At 75.6% G+C, this 15,691-nt stretch carries 15 protein-coding genes; 7 read left to right on the forward strand and 8 right to left on the reverse strand.

The features are described from left to right. Positions 1-113 precede the first annotated feature (113 nt). Positions 114-1,514, reverse strand: coding sequence for an MFS transporter (locus ACI78U_RS08820; RefSeq protein ID WP_456874924.1), 1,401 nt, complete (start codon positions 1,512-1,514; stop codon positions 114-116). Between the two features lie 97 nt (positions 1,515-1,611). Further along, a complete protein-coding gene (locus tag ACI78U_RS08825) occupies positions 1,612-2,568 on the reverse strand; it encodes an NAD(P)/FAD-dependent oxidoreductase (RefSeq protein WP_456874925.1) in 957 nt (318 codons plus the stop codon). Positions 2,569-2,618: 50 nt separating this feature from the next. Between ACI78U_RS08825 and ACI78U_RS08830 the strand changes: the two genes are divergently transcribed. Then, positions 2,619-3,419, forward strand: coding sequence for a TrmH family RNA methyltransferase (locus ACI78U_RS08830; RefSeq protein WP_456874926.1), 801 nt, complete (start codon positions 2,619-2,621; stop codon positions 3,417-3,419). A gap of 91 nt (positions 3,420-3,510) precedes the next feature. On the opposite strand, the gene ACI78U_RS08835 is transcribed toward ACI78U_RS08830, so the two are convergent. Further along, the gene (locus tag ACI78U_RS08835; protein ID WP_456874927.1) at positions 3,511-3,984 is read right to left on the reverse strand and encodes a general stress protein; all 474 of its coding nucleotides are present in this window, start codon (positions 3,982-3,984) and stop codon (positions 3,511-3,513) included. Between the two features lie 92 nt (positions 3,985-4,076). Continuing rightward, the gene (sepH, locus tag ACI78U_RS08840; RefSeq protein WP_456874928.1) at positions 4,077-4,958 is read right to left on the reverse strand and encodes a septation protein SepH; all 882 of its coding nucleotides are present in this window, start codon (positions 4,956-4,958) and stop codon (positions 4,077-4,079) included. Positions 4,959-5,158: 200 nt separating this feature from the next. Between sepH and ACI78U_RS08845 the strand changes: the two genes are divergently transcribed. After that, positions 5,159-6,412, forward strand: coding sequence for an osmoprotectant NAGGN system M42 family peptidase (locus tag ACI78U_RS08845; protein ID WP_456874929.1), 1,254 nt, complete (start codon positions 5,159-5,161; stop codon positions 6,410-6,412). A gap of 3 nt (positions 6,413-6,415) precedes the next feature. Here the strand turns inward: ACI78U_RS08845 and serC are convergent, their stop codons facing one another. Both serC and ACI78U_RS08855 read right to left on the reverse strand, forming a co-directional pair. Further along, positions 6,416-7,531 carry a phosphoserine transaminase gene (gene serC, locus ACI78U_RS08850; protein WP_456874930.1) on the reverse strand — a complete coding sequence of 372 codons (1,116 nt, stop codon included), beginning with the start codon at positions 7,529-7,531 and terminating at the stop codon, positions 6,416-6,418. Between the two features lie 13 nt (positions 7,532-7,544). Next, positions 7,545-8,675 carry a citrate synthase 2 gene (locus ACI78U_RS08855; RefSeq protein WP_456874931.1) on the reverse strand — a complete coding sequence of 377 codons (1,131 nt, stop codon included), beginning with the start codon at positions 8,673-8,675 and terminating at the stop codon, positions 7,545-7,547. Positions 8,676-8,834: 159 nt separating this feature from the next. On the opposite strand from ACI78U_RS08855, the gene pdxH reads away from it, so the two are divergent. After that, a complete protein-coding gene (pdxH, locus tag ACI78U_RS08860; protein WP_456874932.1) occupies positions 8,835-9,482 on the forward strand; it encodes a pyridoxamine 5'-phosphate oxidase in 648 nt (215 codons plus the stop codon). Beyond that, the gene (locus tag ACI78U_RS08865; RefSeq protein WP_456874933.1) at positions 9,479-10,738 is read left to right on the forward strand and encodes an MFS transporter; all 1,260 of its coding nucleotides are present in this window, start codon (positions 9,479-9,481) and stop codon (positions 10,736-10,738) included. The genes pdxH and ACI78U_RS08865 overlap by 4 nt, the downstream gene beginning before the upstream one ends. A 115-nt stretch (positions 10,739-10,853) precedes the next feature. Here ACI78U_RS08865 and ACI78U_RS08870 read toward each other — a convergent pair whose 3' ends face one another. Continuing rightward, on the reverse strand, positions 10,854-11,714 hold the full coding sequence (locus tag ACI78U_RS08870; RefSeq protein WP_456874934.1) for a UdgX family uracil-DNA binding protein: 861 nt from the start codon (positions 11,712-11,714) through the stop codon (positions 10,854-10,856). On the opposite strand from ACI78U_RS08870, the gene ACI78U_RS08875 reads away from it, so the two are divergent. From ACI78U_RS08875 to ACI78U_RS08885, 3 genes are all read left to right on the forward strand, one after another. After that, positions 11,670-12,596 carry an ABC transporter ATP-binding protein gene (locus ACI78U_RS08875; protein WP_456874935.1) on the forward strand — a complete coding sequence of 309 codons (927 nt, stop codon included), beginning with the start codon at positions 11,670-11,672 and terminating at the stop codon, positions 12,594-12,596. The two genes, ACI78U_RS08870 and ACI78U_RS08875, sit on opposite strands and share 45 nt — an antisense overlap. Further along, positions 12,593-13,771, forward strand: a complete 1,179-nt coding sequence (locus ACI78U_RS08880; RefSeq protein WP_456874936.1) for an ABC transporter permease — start codon at positions 12,593-12,595, stop codon at positions 13,769-13,771. The genes ACI78U_RS08875 and ACI78U_RS08880 overlap by 4 nt, the downstream gene beginning before the upstream one ends. Before the next feature lie 115 nt (positions 13,772-13,886). After that, entirely contained in the window at positions 13,887-14,747 is an 861-nt protein-coding gene (locus ACI78U_RS08885; RefSeq protein ID WP_456874937.1) for a tetratricopeptide repeat protein, read from the forward strand. An 8-nt stretch (positions 14,748-14,755) separates the two neighbouring features. On the opposite strand, the gene ACI78U_RS08890 is transcribed toward ACI78U_RS08885, so the two are convergent. After that, entirely contained in the window at positions 14,756-15,655 is a 900-nt protein-coding gene (locus tag ACI78U_RS08890; protein ID WP_456874938.1) for an SMP-30/gluconolactonase/LRE family protein, read from the reverse strand. Positions 15,656-15,691 lie beyond the last annotated feature (36 nt).

Raw genomic sequence — 15,691 nt, forward strand, 5'->3', positions numbered from 1 at the left:
CTAGGTGAGTTGTCCGGGAGCGTCAACGGGTTCTCCCGCGCCGGGTCGGCGCCGGGCGCCGCCCCCGGCCGCGCAGGGGCGGCGCGCCGGGGGCGGCGGAGGGGAGGTGCAGGTCAGCGGCGGGTGCCGCGTCGTGTGTCGCCCGGGGACACCCCGGCCGCCGGGTCCCCCGTGGTGTCGCGGGTGACGTTGCCGCGGACCTCGTACCGCGGACGGGTCTCGCGCAGGGCCAGGGCGGCGAGGAACGTGACGACGCCCATGAGGCAGATGTACACCGAGACCCACGCCGAGGTGCCCGTCGCCGCCAGCAGCGCGGTCATGATGAACGGCGTGGCCCCGCTGACCAGGATGGCGGCCAGCTGGTAGGCCAAGGAGGCCCCTGAGTACCGGATCCGCGGCTCGAACAGCTCGGCGAGGTAGGCCGCCAGGGGTCCGTAGGTGAGCGACGACCCGATCAGGCCTCCGGTGAGGGCCACGAAGATCAGCGGCAGCGACCCCGTGTCGATGAGCCAGAAGAAGGGGAAGGCCCACAGGGCGATGATCGCCGCGCCGAGCAGGATCGGTGGCCGGCGACCGATCCGGTCCGACAGCGACCCGCTGAAGTAGATGACGAAGACCGAGAGCGCCGAGGTGATGAGCGTGACGGTGAGCAGCGCGTCGCGGTCCACGCCGAGGTCGCGGGTGGCGTAGTCGAGCACCCCGGCGATGCTGATGTAGAAGATCGCGTTGGTGCCGAACAGCAGGCCCGCACCGAGCAGCACCGGCCGGCGGTGCTTGCGCACCACCTCCTTGAGCGGAGCCTGCGCGACCTGGGCCTCGGGGGCGTGCTCGTGCTGGTCCTGGAGCCGGCGGAAGACCGGGGTGTCCTCCACGCGCAGCTGGATGAACATCACGACGGGGAGCAGCACGGCGCTGGCGAGGAACGGGATGCGCCAGCCCCACGAGACGAAGGCCTCGGGGCTGACGCTCGCGCTCACGGCCAGGAAGGCGACGTTGCCCAGGATGACCCCGATGGGGACGCCCATCTGCCCGAAGGTCCCCGCGCGCCCCTGGTGGTCGCGCCCGGCGTTCTCGGTGAGCAGGAGGATGACCCCGCCCCACTGCCCGCCGACCGCGATCCCCTGCAGGAAGCGGAGGGCGACGAGTGCGATGGGGGCGAGTACGCCGATCGAGTCGGCCGTGGGCAGCAGGCCGATGAGGAAGGTCGCCGACCCCATCAGCACGAGGCAGGTGACGAGGGCGGGCTTGCGGCCGACCTTGTCCCCGAAGTGACCGAAGACCAGGCCACCGATGGGGCGGGCGATGAACCCCGCCCAGAAGGTGCTGAAGGCCAGCAACGTGCCGATGAGCGGGGAGGCGTTCGGGAAGAACAGGTCGCCGAACACCAACGCCGCCGCGGTGGCGTAGATGAAGAAGTCGTACCACTCGATCGAACTGCCGATCAGTCCCGCTGCCATCAGCTTGCGCAGGGACCGTCGGTCGAGGGCGGGTGCTTCCTGGGGTGAGGTGGACATCGCCGTCCCTCCGGACGTCGCGTAGGGCGGAACTGACCCGTCCGAGATGTGTTCACCCGATCGGGCGCCCGCAAACGCCCGGGACGGCGTGGATCCGTCAGGGGGCGGCGGCCAGGGCGCTCCCCAGCAGGTGCCCGGAGGTCCAGGCGCTCTCCACCTTCGACGGCGCCCGCCACCCGTCCCCGCACGCGCCGACGCCGTCGACCAGGCCGAAGGGCTCCCCGCGCGGCGCCGCCGGCCGGGCGAAGGTCCACCGGTGCACGTGGCTCCACGCGGGTGCGGCGTCGACGCCCAGCGCGCGGCGCACCGCGGTGGTCACCTCGGGGACCGACCGGTCGGGGTCGTCGAGGTGCGCGGCGGCGGTGCCGGGCGTGGTGTGGGCGACGAGGACCGGCGCGCCGTCGCCGCGCCGGTCGCCGTCGTCGGCGATCCACTCGACCACCGGGTCGTCGTGCACGAACGCGCCGTGCAGGTCGGCCGGCCAGCGCCGCCGGTCGAAGCCCAGGACGACGGCGAGGGCGGGCTGCCAGGCGTGCGCGTCCTCCCCGCGGAGCAGCCGGCCGGCGAGGTCCTCCGGGAGCAGCCGGCGGGCCTGCGGGTCGGGGAGGGCCAGGACGACCGCGGGCGCCTCCGCGCCGTCGACGCGCGGGCCGGGCTCGACCCGGTGCACCGTGTGCTCCTGCGCGACGTCGAGCCCCGCGGCGAGGTCGGCGACCAGCGAGCGCAGGCCGCCCGGCGCGGCGTACCGCACCGGCCCGCTGCGGCTGTCGCGGATCCCGTCGGGCCCCGCGACGGCGAACGTGTCGGTCCACGGCCGGGCCAGGCCACGCTCGACCCAGCCGGCGACGACGGCGGCGAACGGCGAGCCCTCCGCGGCGGTCAGGTAGCTGGCGCCGGTGTCGGCGACCCGCCCGGACAGCGTCCGGGATGCCATCCGCCCGCCGGGGCGGCGCCCGCGGTCGAGGACGCGCACCGGCACACCGGCCTCCCCGAGCGCGCGGGCGCAGGCCACGCCGGCGATGCCGGCCCCGACGACGACCGTTCCGTTGGGCACCACTGGATCCTGCGGGCAGCGCGGCCCCGCCGCTCGGGGAGGATCGGGTCGTGCCCGAGCCGATCACCGACCCCGTCGACCCGCGGGTCGCCGACTTCCGCGACCTGCACGCCGGCGACCGGCCGGCCGGCCGAGAGCGGGGCACCGGCCCGGTGGTCGTCGAGGGCGTGCCCGCCGTGCAGCGGCTGCTGGCCTCCCCGTACCGGGTGCGGGCGGTGCTCGGCGTCCCCGGGCGGCTGGCCGCGCTGGACCTGCCCGAGGGCGTGCCGGCCTACGAGATGGACAAGTGGGCCCTCTCGGACCTGATCGGGTTCCGCCTCACCCGCGGCGTGCTCGCCTCGGCCGACCGCCGCCCGCCGGCCGACGTCGGGGAGCTGCTGGCCGGCCCGGACCCGGCCGCGCCGCGCCGGCTGGCGGTGCTCGAGGCGCTCAACGACGCGGAGAACCTCGGCTCGATCGCCCGCTCGGCGGTGGCCCTCGGCGTCGACGGGCTGCTGCTGGACCCGCGCTGCGCCGACCCGCTCTACCGCCGGGCGGTGCGGGTCTCGATGGGCCACGTGCTGGCGCTGCCGTTCGCCGTGCTGCCCGACTGGCCGGCCGGGCTGGCCCGGCTGCACGAGGCCGGCTACCTCACCGTGGCGCTCACCCCGGCCCCCGACGCGGTCGACCTCGCCGACGTCGACCCGCGGGCGCACCCGCGCACCGCCGTGCTGCTGGGCGCCGAGGGCCCGGGCCTCACGCCGGAGGCGCAGGCCGCGGCGCGGGTGCGGGCCCGCATCCCGATGCGGGCCGGCGTCGACTCCCTGGGTGTCGCGGCAGCAGCCGCCGTGGCCTTCGCGACGCTGAGGTGAGCTGGGCCCCTCCGGGTCCGCTGGTGGTCCGGCCCCCTCGCAGGGGCCCGCGGCGAGCGTGCGAGCCGTGGGGGGGCGAGGGGTCCTTCGACTACTGCCGCAGCGACCAGCGGGCCAGGATCGCCCGCGCCTCCTCGGCCCGCGAGGGGTCGCACATCACGTCGTAGCGGCTGGCGGTGATCTGCGAGGTGCTGGTGAAGTCCCGACGGCCACCGGTGGCCGCGTAGCCCACCGCCCCGAACAGCGCGCCGAACAGGATGCCGATCAGGAGGCCGGTGAGCACGGAGGTGATCCAGCTCGTGCCGGTGGGCGCGAAGATGCCGAGCAGCAGGCCCACGAACAGGCCCCACCAGGCGCCGCCGGCGGCACCCGCGCCGATCGCGCGGCCCCAGGTCAGCCGGCCGGTGACCCGCTCCACCATCCGCAGGTCCGAGCCGATGATCGTGACGTTCTGCACCGGGAACTTCTCGTCGGACAGGTGGTCGACCGCGGCCTGGGCCTGCTGGTAGGTGTCGTAGGACCCGACCTGGACACCGCCCAGGGGCATCGACACGGACATCGACATGTGTGGCTCCACTCCCGCACTCGTTCGGTTGTGGACGACGTACCCGCGAGCCCCCGGACGGACACGTCGGTCCGGTGCGGCGAGCGTACTGCTCAGCGGTTGCGGCGGACCCCGAACACGATGTCCTCCCAGGCGGGCACGCGGGCCCGCGGGTCCTCGTCCTCGCCGTCGGTCTCGCCGGTGCGCAGCACGACCGTGTCGTGCTCCGAGACGTCCTCGTCGTCGGCGGCGTCGGTGGCCGCGGGGTCGGTGCGGCGCTCGGCCGGGGCGGGACGCGGCTCGTCGGCCGGCGGCACGGGCCGCTCGGGGACCGGCCGCTCGGGCACGGCGGCGGCGCGGTGCACCGGCAGGACCGGGCGCTCGGCGGGCACCCCGGGGACGACGCGGACCAGGCGGGTCCCCTCGGCGAAGTCGCGGGTGGCCGCGTCGAGCGGGGCGACCGTGCGGGCCGGGACGTCGTAGACCCAGTTCGTGGTGCCCTCCTTGGTGCCGGCGCGCCAGGCGGCGGTGACCACCCACGTGCCGTCCTCGGAGCGGGCGGCGTCCCAGCGGACGGCGTCGAGGTCGGCGCCCAGCAGCCGCAGCCGCTCGGCCATGAACTGCTGCAGCGGCGCGCCCGGCACGCCCTCCGACAGCCGGACCCGCGCCTCGCGGGCCTGCTCGGCCAGGCGCGAGCGCTCCTGCAGCACCGTGTGGGCGAAGCGCATGATCCGCTCGACCCGGGTGCCCGAGGCGGCCGCGACCTGCTCGGGGGTCTCCCCGGCACGGATGCGGGCCTGGATCACCCGGGGGGAGAGCCCGCCGTCGGACTCGATCTGGCCCAGCCGCCGGGTGTCCCCGCGGGCCGCGGCGCGCAGCCGGTCGTCGATCGGCAGCTCGAAGCGCTCGCCGTCGTCGCTGCCGTCGCCGCCGTCGACGGTGAGCACCAGGCTCCGGCCGTCCTCGGACAGCCCCACGAGGCGCAGCGTGCGCACGGGAGACCTCCCTCGGGCGGCGGTGGCGGGGGCCCGGGGTGCACCGGAGCCACGGGCGAGGCTATCCGCGGACGCGCCCGTGCGCCGGAAGGACGTCCGGCGTGGCGGACCGAGATCACCTCCGCGGGCGCGGGGCGGCACCGCCCCGGAGCGGCCCGCTCCGCCGTGCCCGGATCGGCCCGCCCCTAGACTCGGGCTCCATGCTGACCGGTCCCCGGGACGACGCCGGCCTCGTCCGTGACGAGACACGTGACGACGCCGAGCCCAACGAGCGCTTCCTGCCCTCGCCCGTCGACGCCGGCCAGAAGCGCCTGCCCATCGACATGGACTACGTCCAGCGCGTGATGGTGGAGCTGCTCACCATCCCCAGCCCGTCGGGGCGCACCGACCACGCGATGCAGCTGATCGGCGGTGAGCTGCGCGACCTCGGCCTGGACTTCGAGGTCACGCGCCGCGGCGCGCTGATCGCCGAGCTGCCCAGCCGCTCGCCCGGCGCCGACCGGACCGTGGTCGTGCACGCCGACACGATCGGCTGCATGGTCAGCGGGCTCAAGGACAACGGCCGGCTGGCGATCGTGCCGGTGGGCACGCACAGCGCCCGCTTCGCCGAGGGCGCGCGGGTGACGATCTTCAGCGACGACGTCTCCGGCGACTACTGGCACACCGGCACGATCCTGCCGATCAAGGCCAGCGGGCACCGCTTCGGCGACGAGGTCGACGAGCAGGGCGTGGGCTGGGACCACGTGGAGGTCCGCGTCGACGAGGTGGTGCACAGCCAGGCCGACCTCGAGCGCCGGGGCATCCAGGTGGGCGACTTCGTCGCCATCGACGCCCAGCCGGTGATCACCTCCAGCGGGTTCGTCAACTCCCGTCACCTCGACGACAAGGCCGGCATCGCGGCCGCGCTCGGTGCGTTCAAGGCGATCCTCGACCACGGCATCGAGGTCCCGGTCACCGCGCACCTCCTGGTCACCATCGCCGAGGAGGTGGGCCTGGGCGCCAGCCACGGCCTGGACGCCGACGTCGCCGAGCTGGTGTCCATCGACACCTCGGTGGTCGCGCCGGGGCAGTCCTCGTCCGAGCACTGCGTCAACGTCGCGATGCAGGACTCGACCGGGCCGTTCGACTACCACCTGACGCGCCACCTGATCGACCTGTGCCGGGTGCACGACGTGCCGCACCGCCGCGACGTCTACAAGTACTACCGCTCCGACGCCGCCTCCGCGCTGGAGGCCGGGGCCAACACCCGCGCGGCGCTGATCGGCTTCGGCATCGACGGCAGCCACGGCAACGAGCGCACCCACCTCGACGGCATCCGCGCCACCGCCGAGCTGGTCGCGCTGTACCTGCAGACCGACCTCACGTTCCGCAGCTGGGACCGCACGCCCACCGGCGACCTGCGCGACTTCCCGAGCACCGCCGTCCAGCCCGCCGACGGCGAGCAGGCCCGCTGACGCCTAGAGCCGCTCGACCACGTAGTCGATGCAGGCGGTCAGCGCGCTGACGTCGTCGGGGTCGACGGCGGGGAACATGCCCACCCGCAGCTGGTTGCGGCCGAGCTTGCGGTAGGGCTCGACGTCGACGACGCCGTTGGCCCGCAGTGTCGAGGCCAGGGCCGCGGCGTCGACCGACTCGTCGAAGTCGATCGTGCCCACGACCAGGCTGCGCTGGTCGGGCTCGGTCACGAACGGCGTCGCGTACGGCGCCTTCTCCGCCCAGCCGTAGAGCCGGCCCGAGGACTCCTGGCTGCGTGCGACGGCGCCGCGGAGCCCGCCGAGGCCGAGCATCCAGCGCACCTGGTCGGCCAGCAGGAACAGCGTGGCGACGGCGGGGGTGTTGTAGGTCTGGTCCTTGACGGAGTTCTCGACGGCCGTCGACAGGTCGAGGAACCCGGGGATCCACCGGCCCGACGCCTTGACCTCGCCGACCCGCTGCAGGGCGGCCGGGCTCATCAGCGCGATCCAGAGCCCGCCGTCGGAGGCGAAGGACTTCTGCGGGGCGAAGTAGTAGACGTCGGCCTGCGAGACGTCGACCGGCAGGCCGCCGGCGCCGCTGGTCGCGTCGACGAGCACCAGCGCGTCGACGTCGGCCCCGGCCGGGCGCACCACCGGCGCCATGACCCCGGTCGAGGTCTCGTTGTGCGCCCAGGCGTAGGCGTCGACGCCGGGCTGCCCCTCGGGCAGCGCGAGCGAGCCCGGCGCGGCCGTCACGACGACCGGCTCGGCGAGGAACGGCGCCCCGGCCACCCCGGCGGCGAACTTGGCGGAGAACTCGCCGTAGCTGCCGTGCGCGCTGCGCTCCCGGATGAGGCCGAACGTCGCGACGTCCCAGAACGCGGTGCTGCCGCCGTTGCCGAGCACCACCTCGTAGCCGTCGGGCAGGCCGAACAGCTCGGCCAGCCCCTCGCGCACCTGCCGGACCAGACCCCGGACCGGTGCCTGGCGGTGCGAGGTGCCCATGATCCCGGCGCCGTCGGAGGCGAGCGCCCGCAGCGCGTCCGGGCGGACCTTCGACGGGCCGCAGCCGAACCGGCCGTCGGCAGGGAGGAGGTCGGCGGGGACCTGGATGCTCACGGGCGCCCTCCGACTAGGCCGGGGTGGCCTGGCTGACGGACTTGACCTGGATGGTGTCGAAGCCGTCGACCTCCTCGGGCCGGCGCGCCGGGGGGCCGACGTAGCGGGCCGACGGGCGCACGAGGCGGCCGGTCTGCTTCTGCTCGAGGATGTGCGCGCACCAGCCGGCGGTGCGGGCACAGGTGAACATCGACGTGAACATGTGGCTCGGGACCTCGGCGAAGTCGAGGACGATCGCCGCCCAGAACTCGACGTTGGTCTCGATCGGCCGGTCGGGACGGCGCTCGCGCAGCTCCTTGAGCGCGGCGTTCTCCAGCGCCAGCGCGGCCTCGAAGCGCGGGGCGCCGAGCTCCCTGGCGGCCTTGCGCAGCGTGCGGGCGCGGGGGTCCTCGGCCCGGTACACCCGGTGCCCGAAGCCCATCAGCCGCTCCTTGCGGTCGAGCAGGTCCTTCACGTACTTCTCCGCGTCACCGGCCTGCTCGACGCCGTCGAGCATGTGCAGCACCCGGGAGGGGGCGCCGCCGTGCAGCGGGCCGGACATGGCGCCGATCGCGCCGGACATCGCCGCGGCGACGTCGGCGCCGGTGGAGGCGATGACGCGGGCGGTGAACGTGGAGGCGTTCATGCCGTGCTCGGCGGCCGAGGTCCAGTAGGCGTCGACGGCGGCGACGTGGCGGGGGTCGGGCTCGCCGCGCCAGCGGACCATGAACCGCTCGACGATGGTCGAGGCCTCGTCGATCCGGCTCTGCGGCACGGCCGGGACGCCGATGCCGCGCGCGGACTGGGCGACGTAGGACAGTGCCATGACCGCGGCCCGGGCGAGCTGGTCGCGGGCCTCCTCGTCGCTGATGTCCAGCAGCGGGCGGTAGCCCCAGAACGGCGCCAGCATCGCCAGCGCGGCCTGCACGTCGACGCGCACGTCGCCGCTGTGCACCGGGATCGGGAACGGCTCGGCCGGGGGCAGCCCCGGGCCGAACTTGCCGTCGACCAGCAGCGCCCACACGTTGCCGAAGGTGATCTTGCCGACCAGGTCCTCGATGTCGACCCCGCGGTAGCGCAGGGACCCGCCGTCCTTGTCGGGCTCGGCGATCGTGGTCTCGAAGGCGATGACGCCCTCCAGGCCGGGTACGAAGTCGTCGGCCATCTCGCGTGCCTCCCTGGTGCGGACCGCGTGCGCGCACAGGCCATGCCGCACGACTGCACCGCGACCCTAGGCCCCGCCCGCGGCTGCGCTCCACGGGGGGCTGCCGCCCAGCGGGAGGCGCCGGGCACCGGCTCCCGGGCCCGGTGTCAGCATGGCGGGGTGGCCGACCTCTCCCGCATGCGCAGGGACTACGACCGCCCCGGACTGCGCGAGGAGGACCTCGCACCCACCTGGGTCGAGCAGTTCGACCGCTGGTTCCGCGACGTCGTCGCCGCCGGGGTCCCCGAGCCCAACGCGGTCGTGGTGGCCACCGCCGACGCCGACGGCGCCCCGGACGCCCGCATCGTGCTGCTCAAGGGCTACGACGAGGCCGGGTTCGTCTTCGGCACCAGCTACGCCTCGGCCAAGGGCGCGCAGCTGGCGGCCAACCCGCGCGCGGCGCTGGTCTTCCCGTGGCACGCGCTGCAGCGGCAGGTCCGGGTGACCGGCCGGGTCGAGCGGATCGGCGACACCGCCTCCGACGACCTGTGGGACCCCCGCCCGCGCGAGGCCCAGCTGTCCGCCGTCGCCTCGGTGCAGTCCACCGTCGTCGACTCCCGGGAGGAGCTCGAGGCGCGGGTGCGGCTGCTCGACGAGGGGACGACGACGGAGAAGGTGCCGCGGCCGCCGGTGTGGGGCGGCTACCGGGTGGTGCCCGAGCGGGTGGAGTTCTGGCAGGGCGGCGCGGGCCGGCTGCACGACCGGCTGCGCTTCGTCCGCGACGACGAGGAGGGCGGCGGCTGGGTGCTCCAGCGGCTGGCCCCGTGACGGCGCCACCCCGGCGCTCCTGGGCGATCGACACCTCGCCGCTGCGCGACCCCGGCTACCGGCGGCTGTTCTGGGGCGTCGCCGCCACCATGCTCGGCCAGCAGATGACGCTGGTCGCCGTCCCCTTCCAGGTCTACGACCTCACCGGCTCCTCGCTGCTGGTGGGGGTCACCTCGGTCGTCGCGCTCGTGCCGCTGGTCGTCTTCGGGCTGCTCGGGGGCGCGATCGCCGACGCGATGGACCGCCGCCGGCTCCTGCTCGTCACCGGCGCGGGGTCGGCGGTCACCAGCGCGCTGCTGGCGGTCCAGGCCCTGCTGCCCGGCGGCGGGAACCTCGTCCTGCTGTGGGTGCTGGTGGCCGCGGTCTCGGGCTTCAGCGCCGTCAACCAGCCCACCCGCAGCGCGGTCATCCCCGCGCTGGTCGGCCCCGGGCAGGTGCCGGCGGCCAACGCGCTGGCGATGACCGTGCGGCAGGTCGGGGTCATCGCCGGGCCGCTGCTGGCCGGCGTGCTCATCGGCGTCGGGGACCTGTTCCTCGCCTACGCCGTCGACGCGCTCGGGTTCCTGGTCGCCGTCCTGCTGCTGCGCGGCCTGCCGGCGCTGCCGCCGGGCGGACGCACCGGGCCGCTGCGGCTGGGGGCCGCCGTCCGCGGGGTGGGGGAGGGGTTCGCCTTCCTGCGCACCCAGCCGGTGCTGCTGATGACCTTCGTCGTCGACGTCGTCGCGATGCTCTTCGCCTGGCCGCAGGCGGTGTTCCCGGAGCTGTCGCAGACGCGGTTCGAGGGGTCGCCCAACAGCCTGGGCTGGCTGTTCGCCGGCGTCTCCATCGGCGCGCTGCTCATGGGGCTGACCTCGGGCTGGGTCTCGCGGGTCGACCGGCAGGGCGCCGTCGTGCTGGCCGCCATCGTCGTGTGGGGCATCGCGATCATCGGGTTCGGGCTCGCGCCCACGCTGTGGCTGGCCGTGCTGTTCCTCGCGGTCGCGGGCGCCGGGGACATGGTCAGCGCCGTGCTGCGCTCGTCGATGCTGCAGACGGCCGCGCCCGACGAGATGCGCGGGCGCATGCAGGGCGTCTTCCTCGTGGTGGTCGCGGGCGGCCCGCGGCTGGGCGACCTGCGCGCCGGGGCGGTGGCCAGCGCAGCGGGTGTCAGCGCGGCGATGGTGTCCGGCGGCGTCGTCGTGGTGGTGGCGATGGCGGTCGTGGCGCTGCTCGTGCCCTCGTTCCTGCACTTCCGCGCCTCGCGCGCGGTCCCGTAGCCGTCGGCTTCCCGGGGCGAGTGAGCACTGGCGGTCGCCGCACCCGGCGTGTCGTCGCGCGTCTCCGACCACGACTGCCCACTCGACCGGCGGCAGGCGCGGCGGCGGGGCGCGACTACGCGAGCGCCCCGGCCACCACGCGCAGGTCGGCCACGAGCGCGTCGTAGGCCTTCGGCCGGTCCTCCTCGGGTACCCGCAGCACCGCCGAGGGGTGCGCGGTGGCCAGCATCCAGGTCTGGTGCGGCGCGTCCTCGTCGGGCTCGTCGACGCCGTCCTCGGCCCGCGCGACGCCCGGCGGCGTCCAGGGCATGAGCTTGCCCCGCTCCTTGGTGATCCGGAACGACGGCGAGATCAGCGCCTTGGCCGCGGTCGCCCCCAGGCAGACGACGACCTCGGGCTTGAGCACCTCGAACTCGGCCTCCAGCCACGGGCGGCAGGCGCGGATGTGCTCGGCGCCGGGCGACTGGTGGATCCGCCGCTTGGCCGTCGGGGTGAACCGGAAGTGCTTGACCGCGTTGGTGACGTAGGCGTCCCGGCGCTCGATCCCGGCCTCGGTCAGCGCCCGGTCGAGCAGCCGGCCGGCCGGGCCGACGAACGGCTCGCCCTTGCGGTCCTCCTGGTCACCGGGCTGCTCGCCGACGAACACGATCCGCGCCGTCTCCGGGCCCTCGCCGAACACCGTCTGGGTGGCCGGCTCCCACAGCTCGCAGGCGCGGCAGCCGGCCGCCGCGGCGCGCAACCCCTCGAGCCCGACACCCGACGGTGGGTGTGCGGGGTGGTTCTCCTGGCTCATGGACCGATGACACCGCAGGTCCGGCAGTCGCGCGAGGCGGATCACGTTCCGATCCCGCCTCGGGCCGGAACCTGTCAGCGGCGGCGCGGGCCCCGATAGCGTCGGCGGCGCACGGGGCTGACGACGGGATGAGGAGCGGTGCTCGAGTTCGACGGGCTCCACAAGCGCTACGGGGACCACCACGTGCTGGAGGGCGTCGGCTTCACCGTCGCCCCCGGCTCGATGTTCGGCTTCTGCGGGTCCAACGGGGCCGGGAAGACGACGACCATGCGGATCGCGATGGGTCTGGCCCGGGCCGACGCCGGCGAGGTCCGCTGGCGCGGGCGGCCACTGGACGAGGAGACGCGTCGCCGCGTCGGGTACATGCCCGAGGAGCGCGGCCTCTACCCGAAGATGCGCGTCGGCGAGCAGCTGACCTACTTCGCCCGGCTGCACGGGCTCGACGCCGCCGCGGCCGCCCGCGCCGCCGAGGAGTGGGCCGGCCGGCTGGGGCTGGGCGAGCGCCGCCGGTCCCGGGTCGAGGAGCTGTCGCTGGGCAACCAGCAGCGCGTGCAGCTGGCCGCCGCGCTGGTCAGCCGGCCCGAGGTGCTCATCCTCGACGAGCCGTTCAGCGGGCTGGACCCGGTCGGCGTCGACGCCCTGGCCGACGCGCTGCTCGAGCAGTGCCGCGCCGGCGTGCCGGTCGTGTTCTCCAGCCACCAGCTCGACCTGGTCGAGCGGCTGTGCGACGCGGTCGGCATCCTCGCCCGCGGCCGCATGGTCGCCACCGGCACCGTCGAGGAGCTGCGCCGGCGCGAGGCCGGCCGGGTGCTGCGGGTCGTCGTCCCGGACGCCGCGCCGGGCTGGGCCGCCGCGCTCCCCGGCGTCCGCGTCGTCTCCGAGCAGGCCGGCGACACCCTCCTCGAGCTCACCGACGGCGCCGACGACCAGGCCGTGCTCGCCGCCGCGCTGCGCACCGGCCGGGTCGGCCACTTCGCCTGGCGCCAGGCCACCCTGGTCGAGCTGTTCCGCGAGGCCGTCGCCGACCCGGCGCAGCAGCGGGGCCGCGAGGAGGTGGCCGCGTGAGCGCGCCGCTGTCGAGCGGCCGGCTGGTCCGGCTGGTCGCCGCCCGCGAGGTCTCCACCCGGCTGCGCGACAAGACCTTCATCGTCAGCTCGGCGGTGATGGTCCTGCTCATCGTCGGCATCCTGGTGTTCCAGGTGGTCGTCAACTCCGGGGGGGACACGGCCCGGATCGGCGTCGCCGGCGACGACGGGCAGGTCGCTGCCGCCATCGAGGCGCAGGCGACCGCGCTCGACGTCGACGTCACCGTCGAGCCGTTCGGCGACGACGCCGCCGCCCGCGCCGCCGTCGAGGACGAGACCGTCGACGCCGCCGTGCTCGGCGGCGCCGGCGCCGGCACCGAGCTGGTGGTGCGCGAGCCCGACCCGACGCTCGAGGCGGTGGTGTCCGGTGCGGTGTCGAGCGTGGCGCTGGGCGCCGTGCTGGCCGAGGCCGGGGTCGACCCCGCCGACCTGCCGCAGGTCACGGTGACCGCCCTCGACGACGCCGAGGGGGACGGCCAGCGCACCGTCGTCGCGATCATCGGCGTGGTGGTGCTCTACAGCCTGCTGATCCTCTTCGGCCAGTTCGTCGCGCAGGGCGTGGTGGAGGAGAAGGCCAGCCGGGTGGTCGAGCTGCTGCTGGCCACGATGCGGCCGTGGCAGCTGCTGGCCGGGAAGATCCTCGGCCTCGGCGTGCTGGGCCTCGGGCAGATCGCGGTCATCGCGGCCGTCGGTGTCACCGGCGCGCTGGCCTTCGACGTCGTGGACCTGCCCGGGGAGCTGGTCGGCACGGTGCTGTGGCTGTTGTTCTGGTTCGTCCTCGGCTACGCGCTCTACGCCTCGCTGTTCGCCGTCGCCGCCTCGCTGGTCAGCCGGCAGGAGGACCTCGGCAGCGTGCTCACCCCGGCGTCGCTGGTGCTCATCGTCGGCTTCTTCATCGCCGTCCAGGCCGCCGGCGACCCGGCCGGCACGCTGGCCGTGGTGACCTCCTACGTGCCGGGCCTCTCGCCGATGGTCATGCCGGTGCGGCAGGCCGCGGGGGACGTGGCGCTGTGGGAGGTCGGTCTCGCCGTCGCGCTCATGCTCGTGGCCATCGCGCTGGTCGTCCGGCTGGGTGGGCGGGTCTACTCCGGCGCCCTGCTGCGGACCAGCGGGAAGACCAAGCTGAAGGAGGCCCTGCGGGCCGGCGGGGCGTGAGCCGCGGGCCCGTCGCGGGCGGGGGACACCCGCGGGGACGAGCGCCGGACACGTTGGGGTGACCTCACCCCCAGGGAGGGCGTGCGCCCAGGTCAGGGCCGACATCATCGGCGTCATGACGGAGGACCTGGACGCGCGCCTCTGGCGGCTGCAGGCCTCCGAGGACGCCGACGAGCTCATCGAGCTGGGCTGCGACCTCGCCGAGGCCGGCCGGCAGACCGACGCCGAGTGGTGCTTCCGCCGCGCGGCGGCCCTCGGCGACGTCACCGGCTACTACGACCTGGGCAACAGCCTCGCCGCGCAGGAGCGCTGGACCGAGGCCGCGGAGGCCTACCAGGTGGCGCTGTCCGGCGGCGAGGACGACGCCTGGCGCAACCTCGGCCTGGTGCTCGAGCAGCTCGGCGACCTCGCCGGCGCCATGGCCGCCTACCGGGGCGCCGCCGAGGCCGGCGACACCGAGGGCGGCCTGCAGCTGGCGTTCCTCCTGCGCGAGCAGGGCGAGCGGGAGGAGGCGCTGGCGGTGGCCCGGGAGCTGGCCGAGGCCGGCGACGAGGAGGCCGACGCCGTCGCGGCCTGCTGGCAGTGGTGCGCCACCCTCGACCCGGCGCTGGAGGACCGGCTGCGCGCCGGTGCCGCCCACTTCGCCGCGGCCCGGGCCGACCTCGCCGCGCTGCTGCTGCAGACCGGCCGCGCCGCCGAGGCCCGCTCGGTGCTCGAGCGCGGGGCCAAGCTCGGCGAGCAGGTGGCCTGGCTGCCGCTGGGCAACCTCTACCGCGAGGAGCTCGCCGACGACGAGGCGGCCGAGGAGGCCTACCGCGCCGGCATCCAGGCCGGTGACGCCTACTGCCACCACAACCTGGGCGTGCTGCTGGCCGACCGCGGCGACCTCACCGGCGCCGCCGAGGAGTTCCGGCGCGGCGCCGACGCCGGCGACCAGCTGGCCGCCGCCGCGCTGGCGCTGCTCCAGGACAGCTGACCCCGGGTCTACACCACCTGGCGGAGGCCCGCCAGCGGGCCGCGGTAGGGCTGCGCGGGCGGGCCGGAGACCCCCGGCCGGACGGTGAACAGCCGGCCGGCGTCGGGCTCGTCCTCCTCGCCCCGCGCGGTGCTCACCACCAGCAGGTCCCCGGCGAACGCGCAGCTCGACGTGTGGGCCACCCCCACCTCCACGACGGCGAGCAGGTCGCCCTCGGGGGACCAGCGGCGCACCTGCCCGCCGCCCCACATCGCCGTCCACAGGCAGCCCTCGTCGTCGACGGTCAGCCCGTCGGCGACGCCGTCGGGACCCCCGGTCTCCAGCAGCACCCGGCCCTCGCCGAACGCGCCGGTGCCGGGGTCGTAGGCGAAGGCGTGCACCAGGCCTGGGCCGGAGTCGGCGAGGTAGACCGTGCGGCCGTCGGGCGACCAGCCCAGGCCGTTGGAGACGGTCAGCCCGTCGCGCACGGTGGTGACGGTGCCGTCGGTGTCGAGCCGGTACAGGGTGCCGGCGCCGGGCCGGTGGTCGAAGGCCATCGTGCCGGCGTAGAAGCGCCCGGCGCGGTCGCACTTGCCGTCGTTCATGCGCGTCCCGCCGTCGGTCTCGCCGCCGCCCTCGCCGGCCAGGTCCACCAGCACCCGCGCGGTGCCGTCCTCGGCCAGGTGGGTGAACCCGCCGCCGGCGCCGGCCAGCCAGCCCCCGGACGTGGCGGGGACGGCGACGCCCACGGTGTCTCCGGCGTGCAGCGAGCCGGTGGCGCGCACGTCGTCGCCGTCGACGACGCCGCGGTGCACCGTGCCGGCCGAGATGTCGACCCACAGCAGCTCGCCACGGGCGTCGTCCCAGGTGGGGCCCTCGCCGTGGTCGGCGGGCGCGGGGGAGGCGGGGGTGGCGCGCAGCGTCAGCACGGTCGCCGGGGTGCCCGCGACACCTGCCCGTCACAC

The organism is Geodermatophilus sp. SYSU D00710 (genome assembly GCF_054050195.1).